We start from the raw sequence: 19,176 nt of genomic DNA, 5'->3' as shown, positions 1-19,176 counted from the left end.
TCCGCCCCCGGGCACTACCGCTTTCAGGGACCGCCGGTGGCGGTGGCGTGTTCCGATGGGGTGGGGTGGGCGACGAGTTCGCGGTAGGGGCGCAGTTCGCGGGGGCTGTTCCAGCCGAGTGCGCCGGTGACGCGTCCGTCGTGGCTGTAGAGGGCGACGAAGGAGCGCTGGGCGGGGTCGCCGTGTACGACGGTGATCTGTGCGCCGGGGGTGCAGATCCCGTGGGCCTGGATTTTGGTGTCGTACTGGTCGGTCCAGAAGTATGGGACGGGCGCGTACGGTTCGTGGGCGCCGAGCAGGTTGCGGGCGGCGGTGATCGCCTGGTCGGTGGCGTTGGTGCGGTGTTCCAGGCGTATCGGGGCGTCGAGCTGCGGGTGGTGCCAGCGGGCGACGTCACCCGCCGCGTAGATGCCGGGTGCGGCCTGGCAGTAGGCGTCGCAGGCCACGCCGTCGGTGATGTCCAGGCCGCTGGTGCGCAGCCAGTCGGTGGCGGGTGTTGAGCCGATGGCGACGACGACGGCGTCGGCTTCCACGAGGGTGCCGTCGGTGAGGGTCAGGCCGGCCACCCGGCCGTGGGAGGCGACCAGGGAGGTGGCGCCGACGCCGGTGCGCAGCCGTACGCCGTGGTCGGTGTGGAGTTGGCCGACCAGGTGTGCGATGTCGCCTCCGAGGCGTTCGGCCAGTGGGGCCGGTCCGCGGCAGATGAGGGTGACGTCCAGGCCGAGGCCGCAGGCGGTGGCGGCGACCTCGGCTCCGGTGAATCCCGCGCCCACGACCGCGAGGCGGGGGCGTTGCAGCAGGTGGGTGCGGAGCCTGTGGGCGTCGTCGAGGGTGCGCAGTACGTGGACGCCGGTGAGGTCGTGTCCTTGGGGTAGGTGGCGGGGTGTGACGCCGGTGGCGATGATGAGGGCGTCGTACTCGATGTGTTCGCCGTAGTCGACTTCGATGATGCGCCGACTGGGGTGCAGGGCGGTGGCGCGGCGGCCCAGCAGGAGGTCGGCGTCGAGGCGGGTGTGGTCGTCGGGGCTGCGCAGGGCGGTGCGTGTCGGTGGCCAGATACCGGCGAGGACCTGCTTGGACAGGGGCGGTCGGTCATAGGGGAGGTGTGGTTCGTCACCGATCAGGGTCAGGTGCCCGTTGTAGCCTTCGCGGCGCAGGGTCTCGGCCGCGGTCAGCCCGGCGGCGGAGGCGCCGGCGATGACGACGTGGCGCGGGGTGGTGGTCATTCGGCTTCCAGGCGGATGGCGGCGGCCGGGCAGCGGGTGGCCGCGTCGCGCACGCCCGCGGCCAGGTGGGCCGGCGGAGTGGGGTCGAGGAGGATGGCTATGCCGTCGTCGTCCTGGTCGAAGACGTCGGGGGCGGACAGGACGCAGGTTCCGGCGCCGCAGCACTTGTCCTGGTCGAGGGTGACGCGCATGGTGGGTTGTCCTTTCACCAGGTGACGGGCAGTCGGTGGACGCCGTAGATGATCATGTCGTCGCGGTAGGGCACCTGCTCTGGCGGGACGGCCAGGCGCAGGGTGGGGAAGCGCTGGATCAGCGAAGTGAGGGTGATCTGGAGTTCGGCGCGGGCGAGTTGCTGGCCCAGGCACTGGTGCGGGCCGTATCCGAAGGCCACGTGGGCGGCCGGGTCGCGGGTCACGTCGAGGCGGTCGGGGGCGTCGATGCCCAGGGCAGGGTCGCGGTTGGCGGAGGGCAGGGCCGCGATCACGTACTCCCCGGCGCAGATGAGCCGGCCGCCGAGCGTGACATCCTCGGTCGCCACCCGGGTCAGGCCGAACTGGATGATCGTCAGGTAGCGGAGCAGTTCGTCCACCGCGCCCTGGACCAGGGACGGGTTGTGATGCAGGGCGGCGAACTGGCCGGGGTGGTGCAGCAGCGTCAACGTGCTCAAGGCGATCATGTTCGCGGTCGTCTCGTGGCCCGCGATCAGCAGCAGCGAGCCCAGGATGGTCAGCGCCTCGTCCGTCAGGGGACTGTCCTGGTCGGCGTCGGCCTCCTGGATCAGGGTGCTGAGCAGATCCTCGCCGGGCTGCTCGCGCTTGGCCGCGACCAGACCGGCGATGAACAGGCCCAGTTCCAGGCGGGCCGCTTGCGTCTGCTCGGGTGAGGCATCGATGGCCAGGAGCTGTCCGGCCAGGCCCTGGAAGGTGTCGCGGTCCTCGTAGTCCACGCCGAGCAGTTCGCAGATGACCAGCGAGGTCACCGGAAGGGCGAGTTCGGCCACTAGGTCCACCGGCCCGCCGGAGCGCTCCATCGCATCCAGGCACTCGTCGACGATCTGCTGGATCCGGGGCCGCAGCGCCTGGACCCGCTTGACGGTGAACGCCCGCATCACCGGGCGCCGGTAGCGCGTGTGTTCCGGCTCGTCCAGCCGCAGCAGCGCCCCCGGGCGCGGCTTCTCAAGCATCGCCGGGACCGGACGCACATGCGGCGCACCCATGCCCAGGCTTGAGCTGAACCGCGGGTCCGCCAGCATCGCCCGCACGTCCTCGTACCGCGTGACCAGCCAGCCGGACCCTCCGCCGGGGAACGCGATCTGGCTGATCGGAGCGTTCTCGCGCAGCCGCGCGTACTCGGGCGCCGGACTGAAGGGGCAGGTACGCACCCGCGGCATGCCGGGCAGCGGTGATACGGCGTCATTCGTTGTCGGTTCGTTGACGGTTGTCTCATTCATGGAAGCCTCCAGCGGTTTCCTCAAGGGGTCGGCGCGTTTCGCCGGGGCGGCCCGCCGACCCGGCCCCCCGCCGATGCAGGACGGGCCCGCCCACCGCGATCACCAGGAACAGGCCGAGCGCGACGATCGACTGCGCCTCGGACGTCCACCGGGCGAGCAGCCACTGGGCGCCGAGCGCGACGGCGACCAGCAGCACCTTCGCCGGGAGAAGGATCCGCAGGGGCACCCGGTCCAGGACGCTCCAGCCCACGCGGCGGATACGCCGCCGACGGGCCAGCTGCAAGAGCGCCATCAGCGCCGCCATGGTGGCCAGGACCTGCAGACCGTGCTCCCACGCCGGCTCGCTCCCACCAGTCGCCCAACGCCAGGCCAGAAAGGCTCCGACAAGGGCGTAGCCGACGCGAATCACGCCGCTGTGCGGGCCCTGGCCCACAGACTCGATGTCCGCCATGAAAGCTCCTTCTCGCGGCGGCCGCGGGGACGCCATCGACAGGCACAGGCCACACTCAGAAAGTGGCAGTAGTGCCAGTATAGACAAAGTGGCACAACTGCCAAAATAGCCTGAGCGGCACGGCTTCCGACTCGACACGATCAGCGGGGCCGCGGTGGGAGAAGAGGTCGCGTAGGGGCCGTGCCAGCCCCTGCTGACCTGGCCCTGGGGGCAGGTCAGCTCCCGGCGGTCGAAGTCGATGCGGAAGTCGTCCCGACCGAAGCCCTCCTTCCTGCGGTGCCGGCGGGTGGGTTGCCCGGAAACGGGCCGATGAGGGCGACCTGATGCTCACGGACGGCCTGCTCCATGTGGACCACGGAGGTGTAGCCACCGTCGACCAGGTGCTCGGCGGGAAGCAGGCCGCGACGCCTCAGCCGGGTGTGATTACCGGGCAGTACCTGGGCGTCGTTCGTGGTGGCCGCCGTGGTGGCCACGTCCGTGATCACGCGGGTGCCGTCGGGTGTGCAGGTCTCGGTGAGGTGGGCGACGAAGCCCTTCCAGCGGGTGGTCTGTCCCCGGCGTGCGTAGCGGGCCGTCAGGTCATAGGGGGAAACGACCGCGCGGGACGAGGGTGGCAGTCCGCCGCTGTCGTCCGTGCGCCAGCGCAGCCGGCCCTCCGCGTCGCGGTAGCAGTCCTGCACGACGATCTGCCGCAGAGCCTGGACCTGTGGGCCGGGGACGGGGCCCGGACCGTGCGGCCGTAGCGGCGGCCCCAGTCCTCGGCGACCAGGCCGGCCAGCAGGTGCGGGGCGGGGCGGCGAGTTCTTCCAGCGCGGCCCGCATCGCCTCGGTGATCAGCTCCAGCTGGGTCAGGTCGCGCACCGCGGCCAGAACATGAGTGGAGTCGGTGCGCTGCGTGGTGCGTTCGCGCACGAGTCCGGCGTCCTTCAGACGTGCCGGCGCGAGATCGAGCAGGCGGTCAGCACGGTCGCCCCGGGTGAGGCGCTCGCGGAAGTCAGCCAGCACGCTGTGGTGCAAGCCCGGGTCGTCCAAGTCCATGGCCAGGGCGTATTTGAAGTCGATGCGGCGGCGCACCGCCTCGACCGCCTGACGATCGGACAGGTCGAGCAGGAATTGGAGTACACAGACGGTGGCCAGTTGCGCGGGCGAGAGGCCGGGGCGCCCATCGCGCGGGTACCAGTGGGTGAAGTCCTCGCCGCGCCACAGCCCGTCCAGCCGGTCTTCCACCCACATCGCCGTCGTACCCTTCGGGCTGCTCGCCCGTGCGACCTGCGCAGTGAGGGAGGGGACCCGCACACCGGAACGCGGACGGACGGACACTGGCGCCCCAACTATCGCGACGATCTCGAAGCGACCCCGTGCATGCGCCGTGATCTCCTGGTCACGCCTAGCAACTTCAAGATCCCCGAGAGAGTCAAGCTGGGCGCTGGTCAGCAGGAAGCGCAGGGCCGGTCGCTCGATCCGGCCCGGACCGAAGGGGACGGACTGGGTGGCCGAGCCGAGCCAGGCCCGGCCCAGCCGGGGCCGAAGCCGGGCACTCTGCCGCGCCGGCCAGTGCGTGGCCCGGGCGGGTTCCGGCGACGATCCCGCCGCGGGCCATCTGTGCCAGGCGTGCGGCGAGGTGCGGGAACAGCGGCAGCGCGTTGTCGGCGGCGATGGAGCACCGGGTGTTGTCGGTGAGCCCCGGGTAGCCGGCGAGGCTGCGGCTGTTGGCGCTGATGAGGGGTTCGGGGCTGAAGGGGTAGTCCGTGCCGAACAGCAGGTGCCCGGGGTCGGCGATCTCCAGCAGGGTGGACAGTGCGTGGGGGTTCGCGCCGAGGGCAAGGTCGTAGTAGAGACTACGCAGCTGCGCCAGCACGGTATCGGGGTCGAGGTTCGCCCCGGGGGTGAGAGCGGGCTGCGCCGCGAAGGCGGAGAGCCGCCAAGCGAGCGCCGGTACGGCCCCTCCCGCGTGGGGGAGGATGATCCGCAGGTTCGGATAGCGGGCCAGCGCACCTGTGTAGAGGAGGTGGGTGACGGTGCGGGCGACGTCGAAGACGAACTCGACGAGCGGCGCCGGGTGCCCGAGCCCGGTCTCCGCGAAGCAGGCCGGGGCGGTGGGGTGGAGCAGGACGGTGGCGCCACGCCGGTCGAGTTCGGCCAGGACCGGGTCAAAGGCGGGCTCGCCGAGGTAGGTGGCGGCGTAGTTGGTCGCCAGGATCACGCCGTCGAGTGCGAGGCCGTCCAGGCTGTGGTCGATCTCTGACAGGGTCGCGTCCACGTCGGGCAGTGGCAGGTGCGCCAGGGCGCCGAAGCGAGTCGGGTGCCGGTCGATGATCTCGGCCGCCGCCTCGTTGAGGCGGCGAGCGAGCCTCGGTGCGCCAGCGGGGCCGGCGAGATGGTGCGCGGTGGGTGAGGGAACTGACAGGACTTGGGCAGTCACCCCCTGGCGGCCCATGAAGTCCAGCGCTCCGGCCAGGCTCCACCCAGGGACGGGGATGCCCCCGTCGAAGCTGGCCAGGCCGGCTTCCTGGACGGCTTCCAGGTAGGCGCCGGGCAGGAAGTGGGCGTGGACGTCGATGCGGGTGGTGGCGGCCATGGTGCTCTGCTCCTCGCCGCAGGGTCTGCTGGTCGCCGGTGCCAGCTCCGATCGTCGGTTCACTGGGCCCACGGCGGCGGGAACGTCGCGTCGCCGACCGTGGCCTTCATCCCGACCGAGGTCGCCGCGGTCAGTGTCGCCGGGTTCTCGGGACAGGCGTTGCGGATCTGCAGCGGCGTGTTCGCGGGGACGATGATCGCGTCGCCGTCCTGCGCGGTGACCTCCACGCCGCCGACGGTGGCCGAGACCTTGCCGTTCACGACGACGAAGACCTCCTCGCGGTCCATCGAGTGGATCTCGCTGGCCGCGTCCGGGGCGATCTCCAGCGCCCAGATCGCGAGCTCCGCGCTCCCGCGGGACGGCACGGCCAGGGGGCGGAAGGTGAAGCCGTCGCGGGCGAACGCCGCGGCGTCGGCGATGGTCGACAAGGGCATTGGTTTCCTCCGGCAGATAGTCAACTGGGCTGACTAGTCAGACGCTACGCCGGGCATCGGATAAGGTCAACTCAACTGACTATCTAGGGTGTGCAAGCGCCCGCGACCCGCAAGGATCCTCATGGACGACCGCCGCCCCGGAGAAGTCCCGCTGCTGCTCGCCATGACGTTCCGCGCCATGACCGACCACCTGCACGCCCGCCTGGTCGAACTCGGACGCGAGCCCCTGCGCCCGGCGCACGGCTATGTCTTCCGCTATCTCGCCGACCACCCCGGTGCCACCGTGGTCGATCTGGCGGCCAGGCTCGACGTGACCAAGCAGTCGGCGTCCAAGACCGTCACGGAACTAGCCGACTGGGGCTACCTGGAACGGCGGTCCCACCCCACGGACGGCCGTGCGCAGATCCTCGTGCTCACCGAACGCGGCCGGGAGTACCTCCACCTCGCCGATGAGCTGTGGGCCGAGTCCGAGAAGCAGTGGGCCGCCGTCATCGGTGCCGACCGCCTCGACGCCGTCCATGCGGACTTGCGCGCCTACCTCGACCACGTCTACGGCGACCATCGGATCAACATCCGACCGGTCTGGTGAGAGCTCGCGGCCCCGGTGGTGATGAGGCTGCTCGCGGGGACGGTGGGCGGCGCAGCGGGCGAGGCCCGGTGCGGGCGCCACCTCGGCGGCCGCGCTCGGAGTTGATCCAGATCGTGTGACCCTCGCGTGGGTAGACGACGAATTCGTGCTCGACCCCGAATCGGCGTAGTGCCCGGTGGAAGAAGGTCGCCTGGCCGAGCGGCACATTGGTGTCGTCCTCGCCGTGCAGGATCAGCACCGGGGTGCGGATCTTCGAGGCGGACGAGATCGGGCTGAGCCGGTCGTGGTGGTGCGGGCCGTTTCCCTCCCAGCCGAAACTGCCGCCGAGCCCCGCCTCTTGGGCTCCCAGCTCGCCGGTCGCGGCGAGCATGCCCCAGTCGCTGATCCCGGCGCCCATCAGAGCGGCCTTGAAGCGGTCGGTCTGCCCTACCGCCCAGGCGGCCATGAATCCGCCGTGGCTCCATCCGCCGATCCCGAGCCGATCCGGATCCGCGACCCCGTCGGCAATCAGCAGGTCGATCCCGCTGACGATGTCGGTCCACTCGTCCAGGCCGAACGCGATATCCACTGCCGTGCCTGCCCCAACGTGAACGCGACGTCCGGAGTCCAGGCGGGACGGATGCCCTTGTCGCCTGCAACGGCGTGCACCCGGGGGCGGGCGTCAGCGGGTCCGCGTACCGGCCGGGCTCGGGTCGACCCCAGGCGGTGCGGGCCACGCTGTCATCAAGAACGGGAGTTTCCCCGGGCCTGGAGGAGCAGGGGCAGCAGCGAGAGCGCGACGATCAGTGCGACCGCCGCCAGCAGGTACCGGTCGATACCCGGCACCGCGGCCCCCAGCCAGTACCCGGCCAGCACAAGGCTCTGCGACCAGGCCAGGGCCCCGGTGATCTGCCAGACGGTGAAGGTGCGGACGGGCACTTCCAGCATCCCCGCCAGGGGGCTGAGCACTGTACGGACCATCGGCACGAAACGGCCCAGCACGATCGCCTTGCGATAGCCGTAGCGACGCAACAGCTCCTCGCCTCGGAGCACCACCGATTTCAGCCGAGGGCTCCGGCTGCGCGCCAGGGCCGTCCGGCCCCCGCGCCGCCCCAGGAAGAAGCCGAACTGCGCCCCTGCCACCGATCCGACGGCCGCGCAGACCATCACCTGCCAAAGCGACAGATGCGGCCCGGGGTGGTTTCCCCCGGCGCAGAACACCCCTGCTGGAAAGAGCAGCGTGTCCCCCGGCAGGAAGAAGCCCACGACCGGCAGCCCCGACTCGGCGAAGAGCACGATCAGCACGGCCAGTGCGCCGAAGGCCGCGAGCAGTGACGCCCCGCTCGTCGGGTCCACGGCCAACAGCACCCCACTCACGGAGGCCCGGCCGTCCCGGGCCCAGGGCCCACGTGCAGTCCCGCGCGAGAACCGAACACGTCATGAACCGTACTCCCACAACCGACCGCCCACCTCCAGTACGCCGCCGGGCACGAGCCGGGCACGGTGTCCAGGGAACAGAGCCGCGGCCGGATCGGACCTCGGCAGGTCTCTTGACGGTGGCGTGGAGCGGTGCCGGGCTCCTGTGCTGCCGTCCGGTCGGCGGTGATCGTCCGCAAGTACCGCTCTGCTCGTTCCTTGCCTTCTCTCTCCTATCCGAGTGCGGCATGCGCAGCGGATCGCGGTCGGGGACTCGTGCCAGGCGACGTACGGCCTCGACGAGAAACGGCGCTCGATATCGGCGAGGCCGGCGTAGATCATGTCGCCGTCCTCGCGCCGTGCGACCCCTCAAAGCGCCCACCTCCGCAGAGTTGCCCTCCTGCTGGCAGCCCTGCCCGAGGACTGCGGCCCCGCGGCGCTGCACCGTCCGGATCCCGCCACGAACGCGTAAGCACACCTTCGGCGTCCCGAGGGCGCGCTGTCGGCGCCGGGTCTCCGGGGCCTGCGGCCCGGCGGGATCGCGAGCGCCGGACGTACCCCGGCCATCGAGCAGAGAGGGCCGCAATCCCTGCGGGCCCCTCCACCCGAAGAACCGTCCCCCTCAGGAAAGGTGCCGTTCATGACCCTCGACCTGGCCATCGCCGCCATCCTCAACCAGGCCAACGCCTCCACCGCCAAGCCCATCCGGACGACGACCGAGCACGCCGAGGTCGACGTGCCCGGTGCACGTGCCGTCGTTGCCGACCAGGGTGTTGGGAGCGCAGGCGTCGCCATGGCAGACGACGAGTTCGCCAACCTGGCGAACGACCGCTGGCGCCGCCTCGGCCGGTCCGGTGAGCACCCCGACCGCCCCGGCATCGCCGACCGCGCCGACCCGCACGACGCGTACCGGTCCATCGAGCTGCGGGACGAGCTCGTGCGGGCACTGCACTCTCTTCCGATGGGAATGCGCACCGTCGTCGTCCTGCACTACCTCCATGACAGGCCCTCGCCCAGGCCGGTCTGCAGTACGAGAGGTTGCTCCCTGAATAGATAACTGTCAACATAGACACATGTCGAAACTGGAGCTTCAGGTGATCGACCGGACGGCGTGCGGTTCGCCGATGGTCCGCGAACCGCTCGGCGAAGAGGCCGCCACCGACCTGGCGAGGATGTTCAAGGCCCTCTCGGACCCCGTGCGGCTGCGACTGCTCTCCCTGATCGCCTCCCACGAGGGCGGCGAGGCGTGCGTCTGCGACCTGACCGGGCCCTTCGACGTGTCCCAGCCGACCATCTCCCACCACCTGAAGGTGCTGCGCGAGGCCGGCCTGGTCGGCTCCGAGCGCCGTGGGACCTGGGTCTACTACTGGGTACTGCCCGCCGCCCTGGCCCGCCTCTCCTCCCTCCTCCAGACTCCGGCGGCAGCCCCGGCCGCCACCGGAGGCACCGGATGACCGAGCCTGCTCCGCTGGGCCGCAGGACGGCCGCCGAAGCGCTCGGCACGGCTGCGCTGGCCGCGATCGTGGTCGGCTCCGGTATCCAGGCCACCCAGCTCAGCCAGGACGTCGGCGTGCAGCTGATGGCCGGCTCCCTGGCGACCGTCTTCGGCGTGGGCGCGCTGATCGCCCTGCTCGGCCCGATATCCGGCGCCCACTTCAACCCCGTCGTCACCCTCGCCACCTGGTGGACCGGCCGCCGGACCGGCGACGGCCCGGGGCCGCGCGAGGTCGCGGCCTATGCGGGCGCCCAGATCGCCGGTGCGATCGGCGGCGCCGTCCTGGCGGACGCCATGTTCGCCAAGCCGCTCGTGACCTGGTCCACCCACGACCGCTTCGCAGGCCACCTGTGGCTGGGCGAGGTCGTGGCGACCGCCGGCCTGGTCCTGCTGATCTTCGGTCTGGCCCGGACCGGCCGAGCGCACTTCGGGCCCGTCGCGGTCGCCTGCTGGATCGGGGCGGCGTACTGGTTCACCTCCTCGACCAGCTTCGCCAACCCGGCCGTCACCATCGGCCGGGCCTTCAGCGACACCTTCGCCGGGATCGCCCCGGCCTCGGTCCTCGCGTTCGTCGCCGCCCAACTCGTCGGCACCGTGGTCGGGTTGGGCTTGCTCGCCGCGCTGTTCGGCCACCCCACCCCGACGGACGAGGACGCCGTCGTCCCCCACGGCGAGCACGAGCCCGCCGCTCCCTCCCCCGGCCGCTGAACCGGCCCCGCCGGAGCAAGGAAGAACACCCGTGAGCACTGCCGTCCCGTCCGTACTGTTCGTCTGCGTCCACAACGCCGGCCGGTCCCAGATGGCCGCCGCCTTCCTCACCCACCTCGGCGCCGGCCGTGTCGAGGTCCGCTCGGCCGGTTCCGCGCCGGCCGACAGCGTCAACCCGGCCGTCGTGGAGGCGATGCGCGAGGTCGGCATCGACATCGCCGCCGAGACCCCCAAGGTGCTGACCGTCGAGGCGGTCCAGGCCTCCGACGTGGTGATCACCATGGGCTGCGGTGACGCCTGCCCGCACTTCCCCGGCAAGCGCTACCTGGACTGGAAGCTTCAGGACCCGGCCGGCCAGGGTGTCGAGGCCGTCCGCCCGATCCGCGACGAGATCCAGCAGCGCGTCCACGGCCTGCTCACCGAGCTCGGCGTCGAGACAGTCGCGTGAGAACCGCCGCCGTGCGCATCGGCACCTGTGCCACGCACTGAGGACAGCGACACGTCAAGACGGCGGGCGCGACGATCGGTGACCGGGGGCCAGCTGAGAGGCGCCTGCGGTCGTACCCCCATAATGCTGATCGCCTCGTCTTGTGTTGTGTTCATCCGACGGCACGAGGCGATCAATTCGCTTCATACCAGGGGGAATCCGACCCTGCGAACACTTCGCGCCACCGCCTGCTCGGCCGGCCTGACGGCTACCACTCTCACCCTCGCGCTCGCCCTTCCGGTACCCGCGGCCTCGGCCGTGCCCGGCACGCTGTACTCGGACAGTGGCTCCCACCCGTGCGGCATCAGGACATGCACGGCGAAGCCGTCCGGGTTTCCGTTGATCTTCGGGCCGAGGAGCTCGTACGTCCCGGGATCCACCGGGCCGCCGTCGCCGACGGCCTCGGCATGGAACCTCGCGAACGGCGATCCCGACACCGGCTCCCATCCGACCGTCTTGCCAGTGACCTCGTCCGTCTCCATGAGCAGGTAGCCATCAGGCGCCTTCTTCCCGGGCTTCACCTCGTGCCGGGCCCACCACCGGCCGGCCTCATCGAGCATCACGCACGTGCCATCCCACTTTCGTGTGGCCCGGCCTTCACCGTCGAGCACCCACCGGCACCCGGGGTGCACCACAGGCAGCACGTGGGCACGGTCGTCGGGATCCCGCCGGAAAACGGTCGGGGTCTTGCGCATGTGAGGTCCTTCCGATGGATGGTCAAGCACGGGATCCACTGAGGACCAGAAGCAGCCTCAACGCCACGAGCCTCTCGGCACCGGCGGCGGCGGACACCAGGGCGCCCCCATTCCGCAGGTACATCGGCAGTTCTCCCAGGCTCGTCGGCTCAACCAACATGCCCGGAGCCGGACTTCCGTTCGACATCCCGTCAGCCCTTCCAAGGCATGCTGCGAATGTGCTGGTCACGGTCACTCGTCGAGAGAGGCCGTCACCGGCGATCCGCTCGCCCGCCGGAGCGACGAACGGGCATCCGGACACGTTCGTGGTGGCCACCTGCCGACGTCCCTGTTCACCGACGCGCTGTCATCACCATGGGGTCTCTCCCAAAACCTCACACCCGGCACCTGTCCGCCGATCGGGTGGCATGCCTACTGTCTCCTGAGGCTGGTCGCGTCCAAGGCGCGAGACAAAGTACGGAAAGATGACGATGAACTACTGCGCGCCTTGCCGCCGCCACCTCAACGGTGCACTGTCCTGCCCCGGCTGCGGCATGCCGGCCTCGGCCGCGGCCCCGGCTTTCGTCAGCGAGCCGATGCCCGGCGCGACCGGAGTCCCCGCTGCCGAGCCGAGACCCGGGCCGACCAGGGCCGACGCCCGTCGCAACCGGCGCAGCAGACGCAAGTCCCGGCGGGGCGGGCGGGTGCTCACCGCCACGGCTGTGGTACTGGCCATCGGCGGTGCGGGCGCGCTGGCGCTGAGCTCCCCGCAGTCCGGCCAACCGGCCGCGCTGACCCCCACTCCCGTCGAGAACAGTCAGCCGAGCACGGACCCCGCGACGGCCGCGCCCACCCCGCTGCCCGTCGCTTCCCGCACTTCCCCATCGCCCGGCGCGACCAGGTCCACCGCCCGCCCGCGGCCGAGCGGCACCTCGTCGGGCTCGGCTCCGGCCGCCACCGCCTCGGCGCCACCCGGCTCCGGTTCGACGAGCGGTCCGAAGCCGTCCGCTTCACCCCGGCCGACGAAACCCACGCCGTCGCCGTCACCGACCTGTACCCGCTTCCTGTTCTGGTGCAGCTGAGCCCGCCCCGGCAAGCCTGACCCGCCGACGCCCGGACTGAACGTCGAAGCGCCGCCTGCAGCGGACCGGCTGGGCTCGAAGGACTGTGCGTGTGATCGCAGTACGAGGGGCGCAGTGCTCGTCGGTCGCTTCCGGCGATCCGTCATGGCAAGCCGCTGCGGCAGGGGACCGACCGGATCCGACACCGCCGGATCCGGGCCCGCACGCCTTATGGCGGGTTCGAGCAGGGGCAGCTCCGGAGGGCCTCGAACTGACCACCAGCTGCTGCACGTTGGCCGGCGAACTCTCTGATTTGCCGTCAGATCGGTAGGTGGGAGCCGCCAGGGCCCCTACCGTGCTCGGCGTGGAGAGTGAACTGATTGAGGAACCTCGGCGGCGGTGTGCGCATCCACCCCACCGGATCGCGGAGCCGGACCAGTAGGCGATGGAGGACCTGCCGCCTGCAATGAAAGGGGAGGTCATGTGGGGAGAGCTGATCGGCCTGGGAATCTTCACGTTGGTGGTGGGCTGGGCCATGAGCTTCGAGTACGTCAGCGCACGGCTTGCGCTACGCCGAATACGCAAGCACCGCCGGGCCCTGTTCCCGGGCTCCGAGCCGCCTCGTCGCCGGAGGAAATGGCGTAGGCGTGGGCAGCCCCGGTAGCTCGGCCTGTCCTACCCTCCTCCAGGTTCCTGTTGCCTACGCACGCCATCCGGTCGGCGGCCTGTAGGCGGGACCCTGCAGGTCGGCGACTCGGTCCTCGGCCGCAGTGGCCGCGCTCTCTCGGCCGGTCGTCCTCAACACCTCGGTCAGCCGCTGTCCGAGCGCGGTGACCGCCGGTTCCTCGTCCGCCAGCCGCTGCCAGCAGTACAGGGCATTGCGGACTGCGAGCTGGACCTGGGGGTTCTGGGGGTGGGTCCAGTTCAGCCGGTGTTCGGCGGTGGTCACCCACAGCTCGGCGGCTCGTACGGTCGCGCCGGCAGCGGTGGCGGCGGTGGCCCGGACCTCCAGTACGTCGCCCATCGCCGCCGATTCCCGACCTGCCGACCGCAGGATGTCCTGCTCCCAGTCCGTCGTCAGTTGGGCGGCGATGTGGTGGTTTCCGTTGCGCACCGCCTCGGCGATCGCCGGGCGCCGGTCGACCGCCGGGTCCACCGGGGTGAAGGTCCTGGGCGGCTCCGACCTGGTGGCCACGGCTTCGGCGCGCTGTGCCGGTCGGGGCCGGGTGTCGGTGCCGGGCTCGACTGCGGTCTGTGCGTCGAGGACGATGCTCCCGGGGGTGAGATTGGCCTGAGCCAGGGCGAGCGGGTGCAGGTCAGCGATGTGTTGCGAGTCCGAGGCGGCTCCCAGCAGCCGTGCGAGGGCCATCGTGTAGGAGGGCGGCTGCAGTGTTCCACGCCGGGCCGGTGGGGCGATCACTCCCCACCGGCGGATCTGTGTCGGCAGAGGAAGGTCTTCGAGCTGGAGGGGGACACAGGACGCATCGGCGACCAGGTCCACCATCACGGCGGTGGTACCGGACTGACGGGTGGCCAGCTCTCGTGCGAGCCAGGCCCAGGGCAGTGCGGTGTAGCGGACGGTGGCGTCGGTGGTGTCGGACAGCGCGAAGTGGACCAGTCGTTGCCGGTGGTCCCTGATGAGCTGGCCGCACAGGTAGACCAGCAGCGGGCCCCGAATGCTCGCGGCCTCCCGTATCCGGGCGAGGACGGCCTGCGGCTCTGCGGGGTTCATCAGTGGTACGACGTCCACGGCCCCGGTCCAGCCGGCCAGTAGGGCCCTGGTCGGCACCGTCGAAACCTCGGCAATCCCGAGCTCTGGGTCGAGAAGCCGCCGGCGAGAGGTGCGCGGGGCGGCGGCCAGCAGCAGCACCGCACCCCGGGCCGTGGCCTGGTCCTCCCCGTTGATCGTCATGGCGTCACCGTAACGGTAGGGCCCGGGCCGTGTGGACGGCCCGGGCCCTACCGTTGGTCTGTCCGGCCCCGGGCGCGGGGCGGCCCGGGCGGTGGCTGCGCCGGCGCGCAGCAGGGTGCGGTCAGGCCAGGCCGAGGTTCTGCAGGGCGGTGGTCCAGTCGGTGGCGATCGCGTTCTGCGCGTCCACCAGCGGCACCGAACCGTTGCAGACAGCCGTCTTCAGCTTGTTCTCCACCGAGTCCTTGGAGTACGCCGTCACGCCCACGCCCGTGTCGTATCTCGGCTCGGGCCACAGGTTGTTCGGGTCCTTCGGTGCGCCGCCGAGCTCCAGCGGTATCAGGTGGTCCTCCTCGTAGTCGCCGGTGTAGGTGTCGCTGTAGCCGTACGCCGCGATCTGCCGCACCTTCAGCGCGTTGGTGTACGAGGTCGGCGGGCGCACGGTACCCGTCCACCCGGAGACGCAGATGGTGGAGCCGATGGTGTCCTGGGTGACGTCGGGGTTGGTGGCACCCGGGGTGCAGGCGGAGTCGGGCAGCGGCAGGTAGCCCTGCGAGCAGGACGCGGCGGCCGCGTGCGCGGAACCGGTGCCGAGCACGAGGCCGCCGAGCGCGAGGGCGCAGGCGGCGGCGGGGGCCAAGAGGCGTGGGGCGGAGTGCATGGGGAGCTCCGTAGAGGGGGGCTCGGGCACTGGAACCCGAGCGGTGTGGGCATGACATCACCCCCCTCGGGCCGCCGACAGGGCGCGCCACGAGAACTCCTGATGTCGAGTCAGCAACGGTTCGATCAACGCGCGGAGACCGCATCTGACATGTGCTTTGTCGAGGTGCGGAACGAGAGCCGGGGGCGGCGCCCCGTCCGGCGGCATCGACCGGCCGGCCCGGCCATCCCCTCGTGTGGCCGGGCCGCGTTCCGGGTGAATCGTCAGCCACGCACCGTGAAGTGGCCGTGCGTCATCCCGATGAAGGGGACGGTTCCCTGGCAGTCGGAGACCGGTGCGCCGAGGGCACCCCAGAGCCAACCGGCCCGGCTGGTCCGGCCGTTGTCCTGGAGAGTGAGCGAGACTCGTGTGCCGAGGAGTTGACGCCCGGGGAACCACGGTGCCTGGCCGCCTGTGATGACACCGGTGGCGATCGCGTCCCGGCCGCCTGCGACAAGGCAGGTGATGTCACCCGTGAAGTCGGCGACCAGGCGGCCGTCGACGTGGCGGTGGACGACATGGAAGTGCCCGGTGCCGCCGGCCGGTTGACCGTTCACGGCGGTCCGGGCGTCGATCTCGATCCGGACGTCGTCCCCGGCGAACCCGATGAAGTCCTTGGTGAGCGTGGTACCCGCGGTACCGGACACCCGCACCGCACTGCTCGGCGAGCCGGCGGTGCTCTCGGGAGCGGGCGCAGCGGCAGCCGAGGGAACGTACGCGGCGAGCGTGCCGAGTACCGCGAGTGCGACGGCGGTCGACGCCCGGGCCCGCGCCGTGCGGCGGCTGCGGTGCGGACGTCGGCCAAGTACGGAAAGCTGCATGGCTGTTCACTCCATTCGGTTCGACTTTCGGCGTCGCCACCACTGTCGCGCGTCTCACCGTTCCGCCACCTCCCCCTGCGGGGTGAACCCGCTCCTCCCCACGACCGAATCCGCCCTCCCCCCTGCGGGTGGCGGACCGGCGACCGGCGACCGGCGTCCGGCTCGAACGCCCACAACGGTCGGGATACCGAAGACGGCCGCACCCGCGCCGCCATGGACCGCATCCTCAACGGCACTCCCGAGCGCTCCGACGAAGGCCGCTGACCGGCGGACCCTATGTTGTGCCGTTGTCGAACCCGGTGATCGTCCGGTGCGCGGCGGTCGAGCTCGATGGCATCGGCCCTGCCGAGGGCCACTCACCTTGTGTCACCATCACTCTGCAGCAGCGATCTTGGGAAGCGGTGGAGCAGGCGCAGCCACCAGCGCCTGCCCCTCCCGCTCGGCTCGTGGGTCCGCCGTACCCGAGGGCTCCGTGAGCCGTCGTCACGCGGGCAGGCCGATGGCCCGCTCGCGGTTGCGGCGCTGCTGGATGACCACGGCACCGACGAGCAGCAGCCCCTGGGCGACGTTCTGCCAGAAGCTGTTGATGCCCTGGATTGTCAGCCCGTTCTGCAGTGCGCCGAGCAGTGCGACCGCCAGCAGCGTCCCGCCGACACCGCCCTTGCCTCCCTTGAGGGCACAGCCGCCGAGCGCGGCAGCGGTGATCGACTGCAGTTCGAGCCCCTCGCTGCCGGACACCGGCTGGCCGGAGCCGGTCCGCGCGGTGAGCAGGACGCCGGCCACCGCCGCCACCGTGCCGGTGAGCGCGTAGACGGAGACCAGGTACTTGTTGAGGTTGATGCCCGCCAGGCGGGCGGCGGTGTCGTTGCCGCCGATCGCGTAGATGTTGCGGCCGATGTCGGTGTACTTGAGCAGCACGTGCACTCCGACGGCGACCAGGATCAGGATCCACACCATGGTCGGCAGTCCGGCGATCTTCCCACGGCTGAGGAAGATGAACAGCGGGTCGTTGAGGACGTAGCCCTGGGCCCGCCCGGCGGAGACCAGCTGGGCCACTCCCTTGTAGGCGGCCAGGCCTGCCAGGGTGGCGATGGTCGGGTTGACCCGGCCGTAGATGATCACGATCCCGTTGAGCAGGCCGACCGCACCGCCGACCAGCACTGCCGCTCCGATGCCCAGCAGCGCGCTGGACCCGGTGGAGGTGAAGGCCATGGCACTCACGACGGAGGCGAGACCCGCCTGGGAGCCCACCGAGATGTCGAGGCCGCCGCAGATGATCACGACGGTCTGAACCACCGCGAGCAGTCCGGCGATGGTCACCGCCTCCGCGATGACCTGGATGTTCTCCCAGCTCAGGTAGTTGCCGTTGAGTGAGCCGAAGAGCACGAGCACGACGGCCAGGGCGCCGACCAGGCTGAGGTTCTGGCCGCCGACGGAGCCGAGCAGTGTGCCCAGGCCCGCCGTCCGGCCGGGTTCCGGCTGGGCGTGTGGCTGCTCGGTGGTGGAGGCGGTGCCGGTGGTCATCGGGAAACTCCGGTGGGGGTGTCGGGTTCGGTACGGGGGGCTCCGGCCAGGTCGTCCGTCATGGCCAGGGCGAGAACGGCCTCCTCCGAAGCCTGGGCACGGCCGAGTTCGCCGGTCACCCTGCCGTTCTGCATCACGACGACACGGTCGGCCAGGCCGAGCACCTCGGGCAGCTCGGAGGAGATCACCAGAACGGCGCTCCCGGCCCGGGCCAGGTCCGCGATGATCTGGTAGATCTCCGCCTTGGCGCCGATGTCGACGCCCCGGGTCGGCTCGTCGAGGATCAGCAGCTGTGGACGGCGTGCCAGCCAGCGGGCGAGCACCACCTTCTGCTGGTTGCCACCGGACAGGGTGCGCGCCTCGGCCTCGATCGAGGGGGCACGCACCCGTAGGCGGTCCGTGTACTCCTGTGCCAGCGCCCTCTCGTCGCGGCGCCTGACGAAGCGCCAGCGGCTCAACCGGTCGAGGCTGACCAGGGAGGTGTTGTCGCGGATGGTGCGCTGCAGGAACAGCGCCTGGGCCTTGCGCTCCTCGGGCGCCAGGCCGAGTCCGGCCCGGATCGCGTCCTTGGGGCTGCGCAGCCGCAGCAGCCTGCCGCCGAGCCGGATCTCGCCGGAGCGGATCGGCGCGTCGCCCGCCAGTGCGAGGGCCAGCTCGGAGCGGCCGGCGCCGATCAGCCCGGCGAGGGCGACCACCTCGCCGGCCCGCACCTGCAGACTGACGTCGTGTACGTCGTCGGTGGTCAGCCCGCGCACGTCGAGTACCACCTCGTCGGTGGCGACGTCCTGACGGACGAACAGGCTGGACATGTCCCGGCCGACCATCAGCCGGACCAGCTCGCGCTCGTCGGTCTCGGCGGCCTGGAGCACCCCGCTCAGCGCACCGTCGCGCAGTACCGCGATCCGGTCGGCGAGACGGAAGATCTCCTTCATCCGGTGCGAGACGTAGATGACGGCGATGCCCTGGTCCCGCAGTCGGCCGATCAGCGCGAAGAGCGCCTCCACCTCGTGCTCGGAGAGCGAGGAGGTCGGCTCGTCGAAGGCGATGGCCCGGGTCTGCACCTCCCCGGTGAGCGCACGCAGGATTTCCACCAACTGGCGTTGTGCTGCTGTGAGTTCGGAGCCGAGGAGGTCGGGGTCGAGGACCTTGTCGAAGCCGAGCCTGGCGAGGTCCGCAGTGATCCGGCGGCGCAGTTCGGCGCGGTCCAGGCGGCGTCCGGACCGGCGCGGCAGGCTGCCGACGTAGACGTTCTCGGCGACCGAGACGTGAGGGATGATCTCCGGTTCCTGCGGGATGATCCGGATTCCCGCGCGGCGGGCGTCGATCGGCGAGGCGAGGTCGAGCGGTGTGCCGTCCAGCAGCACCCGGCCCTCGGACGGGCGGTGATCACCGGTCAGGATGCGCAGCAGGGTCGACTTGCCGGCACCGTTCTCCCCCATCAGGGCGGTGACCTGCCCGGACGGGAAGTGGAGAGTGACGCCTTGGAGCGCCTGGACACTGCCGAAACTCTTGGCGACCCTCTCGGCGGCGAGGCCGGACGGCGGCGCGTCGGCGGGCGAGAGGTCGAGTGCGGTCATCGGGGCCTCACTGGAGGTGCGGTACGGACGGGGCTGGTGGGCCGGTTCGGTCCGGTGCGGTGCGGCGGGCGTGGGCTCTCGCCTTCTGCCGCACCGA

Annotated in this window: 23 protein-coding genes; 5 read left to right on the top strand and 18 right to left on the bottom strand. The window is 71.1% G+C overall.

The features are described 5' to 3' along the window. Positions 1-23: 23 nt before the first annotated feature. The 8 genes from P3T39_RS25175 to P3T39_RS25140 all read right to left on the bottom strand — a co-directional run bounded on the left by P3T39_RS25175 (position 24) and on the right by P3T39_RS25140 (position 6,139). Positions 24-1,226 carry an FAD-dependent oxidoreductase gene (locus P3T39_RS25175; protein ID WP_280701210.1) on the bottom strand — a complete coding sequence of 401 codons (1,203 nt, stop codon included), beginning with the start codon at positions 1,224-1,226 and terminating at the stop codon, positions 24-26. Further along, positions 1,223-1,417: a ferredoxin gene (locus tag P3T39_RS25170; RefSeq protein WP_280701209.1), complete on the bottom strand. Its 195-nt coding sequence runs from the start codon at positions 1,415-1,417 to the stop codon at positions 1,223-1,225. Before P3T39_RS25170 ends, P3T39_RS25175 begins: the two co-directional genes overlap by 4 nt. Positions 1,418-1,431: 14 nt before the next feature. After that, on the bottom strand, positions 1,432-2,676 hold the full coding sequence (locus P3T39_RS25165; RefSeq protein WP_280701208.1) for a cytochrome P450: 1,245 nt from the start codon (positions 2,674-2,676) through the stop codon (positions 1,432-1,434). Then, entirely contained in the window at positions 2,669-3,127 is a 459-nt protein-coding gene (locus P3T39_RS25160) for a hypothetical protein (RefSeq protein WP_280701207.1), read from the bottom strand. Before P3T39_RS25160 ends, P3T39_RS25165 begins: the two co-directional genes overlap by 8 nt. Positions 3,128-3,342: 215 nt before the next feature. After that, positions 3,343-3,612, bottom strand: coding sequence for a hypothetical protein (locus tag P3T39_RS25155; protein WP_280701206.1), 270 nt, complete (start codon positions 3,610-3,612; stop codon positions 3,343-3,345). Between the two features lie 94 nt (positions 3,613-3,706). Beyond that, positions 3,707-4,360: a transposase gene (locus P3T39_RS25150; RefSeq protein ID WP_280701205.1), complete on the bottom strand. Its 654-nt coding sequence runs from the start codon at positions 4,358-4,360 to the stop codon at positions 3,707-3,709. Positions 4,361-4,541: 181 nt separating this feature from the next. Further along, positions 4,542-5,705 (bottom strand): amidohydrolase family protein, encoded by a 1,164-nt coding sequence (locus P3T39_RS25145; protein WP_280701204.1) that lies wholly within the window; start codon positions 5,703-5,705, stop codon positions 4,542-4,544. Positions 5,706-5,764: 59 nt separating this feature from the next. Beyond that, positions 5,765-6,139 carry a cupin domain-containing protein gene (locus tag P3T39_RS25140; RefSeq protein ID WP_280701203.1) on the bottom strand — a complete coding sequence of 125 codons (375 nt, stop codon included), beginning with the start codon at positions 6,137-6,139 and terminating at the stop codon, positions 5,765-5,767. Positions 6,140-6,260: 121 nt separating this feature from the next. On the opposite strand from P3T39_RS25140, the gene P3T39_RS25135 reads away from it, so the two are divergent. Further along, positions 6,261-6,728 carry a MarR family transcriptional regulator gene (locus tag P3T39_RS25135; protein WP_280701202.1) on the top strand — a complete coding sequence of 156 codons (468 nt, stop codon included), beginning with the start codon at positions 6,261-6,263 and terminating at the stop codon, positions 6,726-6,728. On the opposite strand, the gene P3T39_RS25130 is transcribed toward P3T39_RS25135, so the two are convergent. After that, the gene (locus P3T39_RS25130) at positions 6,706-7,296 is read right to left on the bottom strand and encodes a prolyl oligopeptidase family serine peptidase (protein WP_280701201.1); all 591 of its coding nucleotides are present in this window, start codon (positions 7,294-7,296) and stop codon (positions 6,706-6,708) included. The genes P3T39_RS25135 and P3T39_RS25130 overlap by 23 nt on opposite strands. A 155-nt stretch (positions 7,297-7,451) precedes the next feature. After that, complete coding sequence (locus P3T39_RS25125) at positions 7,452-8,072, bottom strand: DedA family protein (protein WP_280701239.1); 621 nt, start codon at positions 8,070-8,072, stop codon at positions 7,452-7,454. Between the two features lie 691 nt (positions 8,073-8,763). On the opposite strand from P3T39_RS25125, the gene P3T39_RS25120 reads away from it, so the two are divergent. From P3T39_RS25120 to P3T39_RS25105, 4 genes are all read left to right on the top strand, one after another. Continuing rightward, entirely contained in the window at positions 8,764-9,180 is a 417-nt protein-coding gene (locus P3T39_RS25120; RefSeq protein ID WP_280701200.1) for a hypothetical protein, read from the top strand. Between the two features lie 67 nt (positions 9,181-9,247). Beyond that, entirely contained in the window at positions 9,248-9,577 is a 330-nt protein-coding gene (locus tag P3T39_RS25115) for a metalloregulator ArsR/SmtB family transcription factor (RefSeq protein ID WP_348534384.1), read from the top strand. Further along, complete coding sequence (locus P3T39_RS25110; RefSeq protein ID WP_280701198.1) at positions 9,574-10,326, top strand: MIP/aquaporin family protein; 753 nt, start codon at positions 9,574-9,576, stop codon at positions 10,324-10,326. The genes P3T39_RS25115 and P3T39_RS25110 overlap by 4 nt, the downstream gene beginning before the upstream one ends. A gap of 31 nt (positions 10,327-10,357) precedes the next feature. Further along, a complete protein-coding gene (locus P3T39_RS25105) occupies positions 10,358-10,774 on the top strand; it encodes an arsenate reductase ArsC (protein WP_280701197.1) in 417 nt (138 codons plus the stop codon). Between the two features lie 182 nt (positions 10,775-10,956). On the opposite strand, the gene P3T39_RS25100 is transcribed toward P3T39_RS25105, so the two are convergent. From P3T39_RS25100 to P3T39_RS25065, 8 genes are all read right to left on the bottom strand, one after another. Next, entirely contained in the window at positions 10,957-11,373 is a 417-nt protein-coding gene (locus P3T39_RS25100) for a hypothetical protein (protein ID WP_280701196.1), read from the bottom strand. Between the two features lie 610 nt (positions 11,374-11,983). Next, positions 11,984-12,223, bottom strand: a complete 240-nt coding sequence (locus P3T39_RS25095) for a hypothetical protein (RefSeq protein ID WP_280701195.1) — start codon at positions 12,221-12,223, stop codon at positions 11,984-11,986. A gap of 81 nt (positions 12,224-12,304) precedes the next feature. Next, positions 12,305-12,520: a hypothetical protein gene (locus tag P3T39_RS25090; RefSeq protein ID WP_280701194.1), complete on the bottom strand. Its 216-nt coding sequence runs from the start codon at positions 12,518-12,520 to the stop codon at positions 12,305-12,307. A gap of 728 nt (positions 12,521-13,248) precedes the next feature. Continuing rightward, the gene (locus P3T39_RS25085) at positions 13,249-14,460 is read right to left on the bottom strand and encodes a hypothetical protein (RefSeq protein ID WP_280701193.1); all 1,212 of its coding nucleotides are present in this window, start codon (positions 14,458-14,460) and stop codon (positions 13,249-13,251) included. A 121-nt stretch (positions 14,461-14,581) separates the two neighbouring features. Continuing rightward, on the bottom strand, positions 14,582-15,118 hold the full coding sequence (locus tag P3T39_RS25080) for a hypothetical protein (protein WP_280701192.1): 537 nt from the start codon (positions 15,116-15,118) through the stop codon (positions 14,582-14,584). A 263-nt stretch (positions 15,119-15,381) separates the two neighbouring features. Then, positions 15,382-15,978: a hypothetical protein gene (locus P3T39_RS25075; protein ID WP_280701191.1), complete on the bottom strand. Its 597-nt coding sequence runs from the start codon at positions 15,976-15,978 to the stop codon at positions 15,382-15,384. A 483-nt stretch (positions 15,979-16,461) separates the two neighbouring features. Continuing rightward, positions 16,462-17,502 (bottom strand): ABC transporter permease, encoded by a 1,041-nt coding sequence (locus P3T39_RS25070; RefSeq protein ID WP_280701190.1) that lies wholly within the window; start codon positions 17,500-17,502, stop codon positions 16,462-16,464. Continuing rightward, the gene (locus tag P3T39_RS25065) at positions 17,499-19,079 is read right to left on the bottom strand and encodes a sugar ABC transporter ATP-binding protein (RefSeq protein ID WP_280701189.1); all 1,581 of its coding nucleotides are present in this window, start codon (positions 19,077-19,079) and stop codon (positions 17,499-17,501) included. The genes P3T39_RS25070 and P3T39_RS25065 overlap by 4 nt, the downstream gene beginning before the upstream one ends. Positions 19,080-19,176 lie beyond the last annotated feature (97 nt).

The sequence above is a fragment of the Kitasatospora sp. GP82 genome (assembly GCF_029892105.1).
GTDB lineage: Bacteria > Actinomycetota > Actinomycetes > Streptomycetales > Streptomycetaceae > Kitasatospora.
Note: the sequence above shows the minus strand (reverse complement) of the source record. Positions and strands in the feature narration are given on the sequence as shown.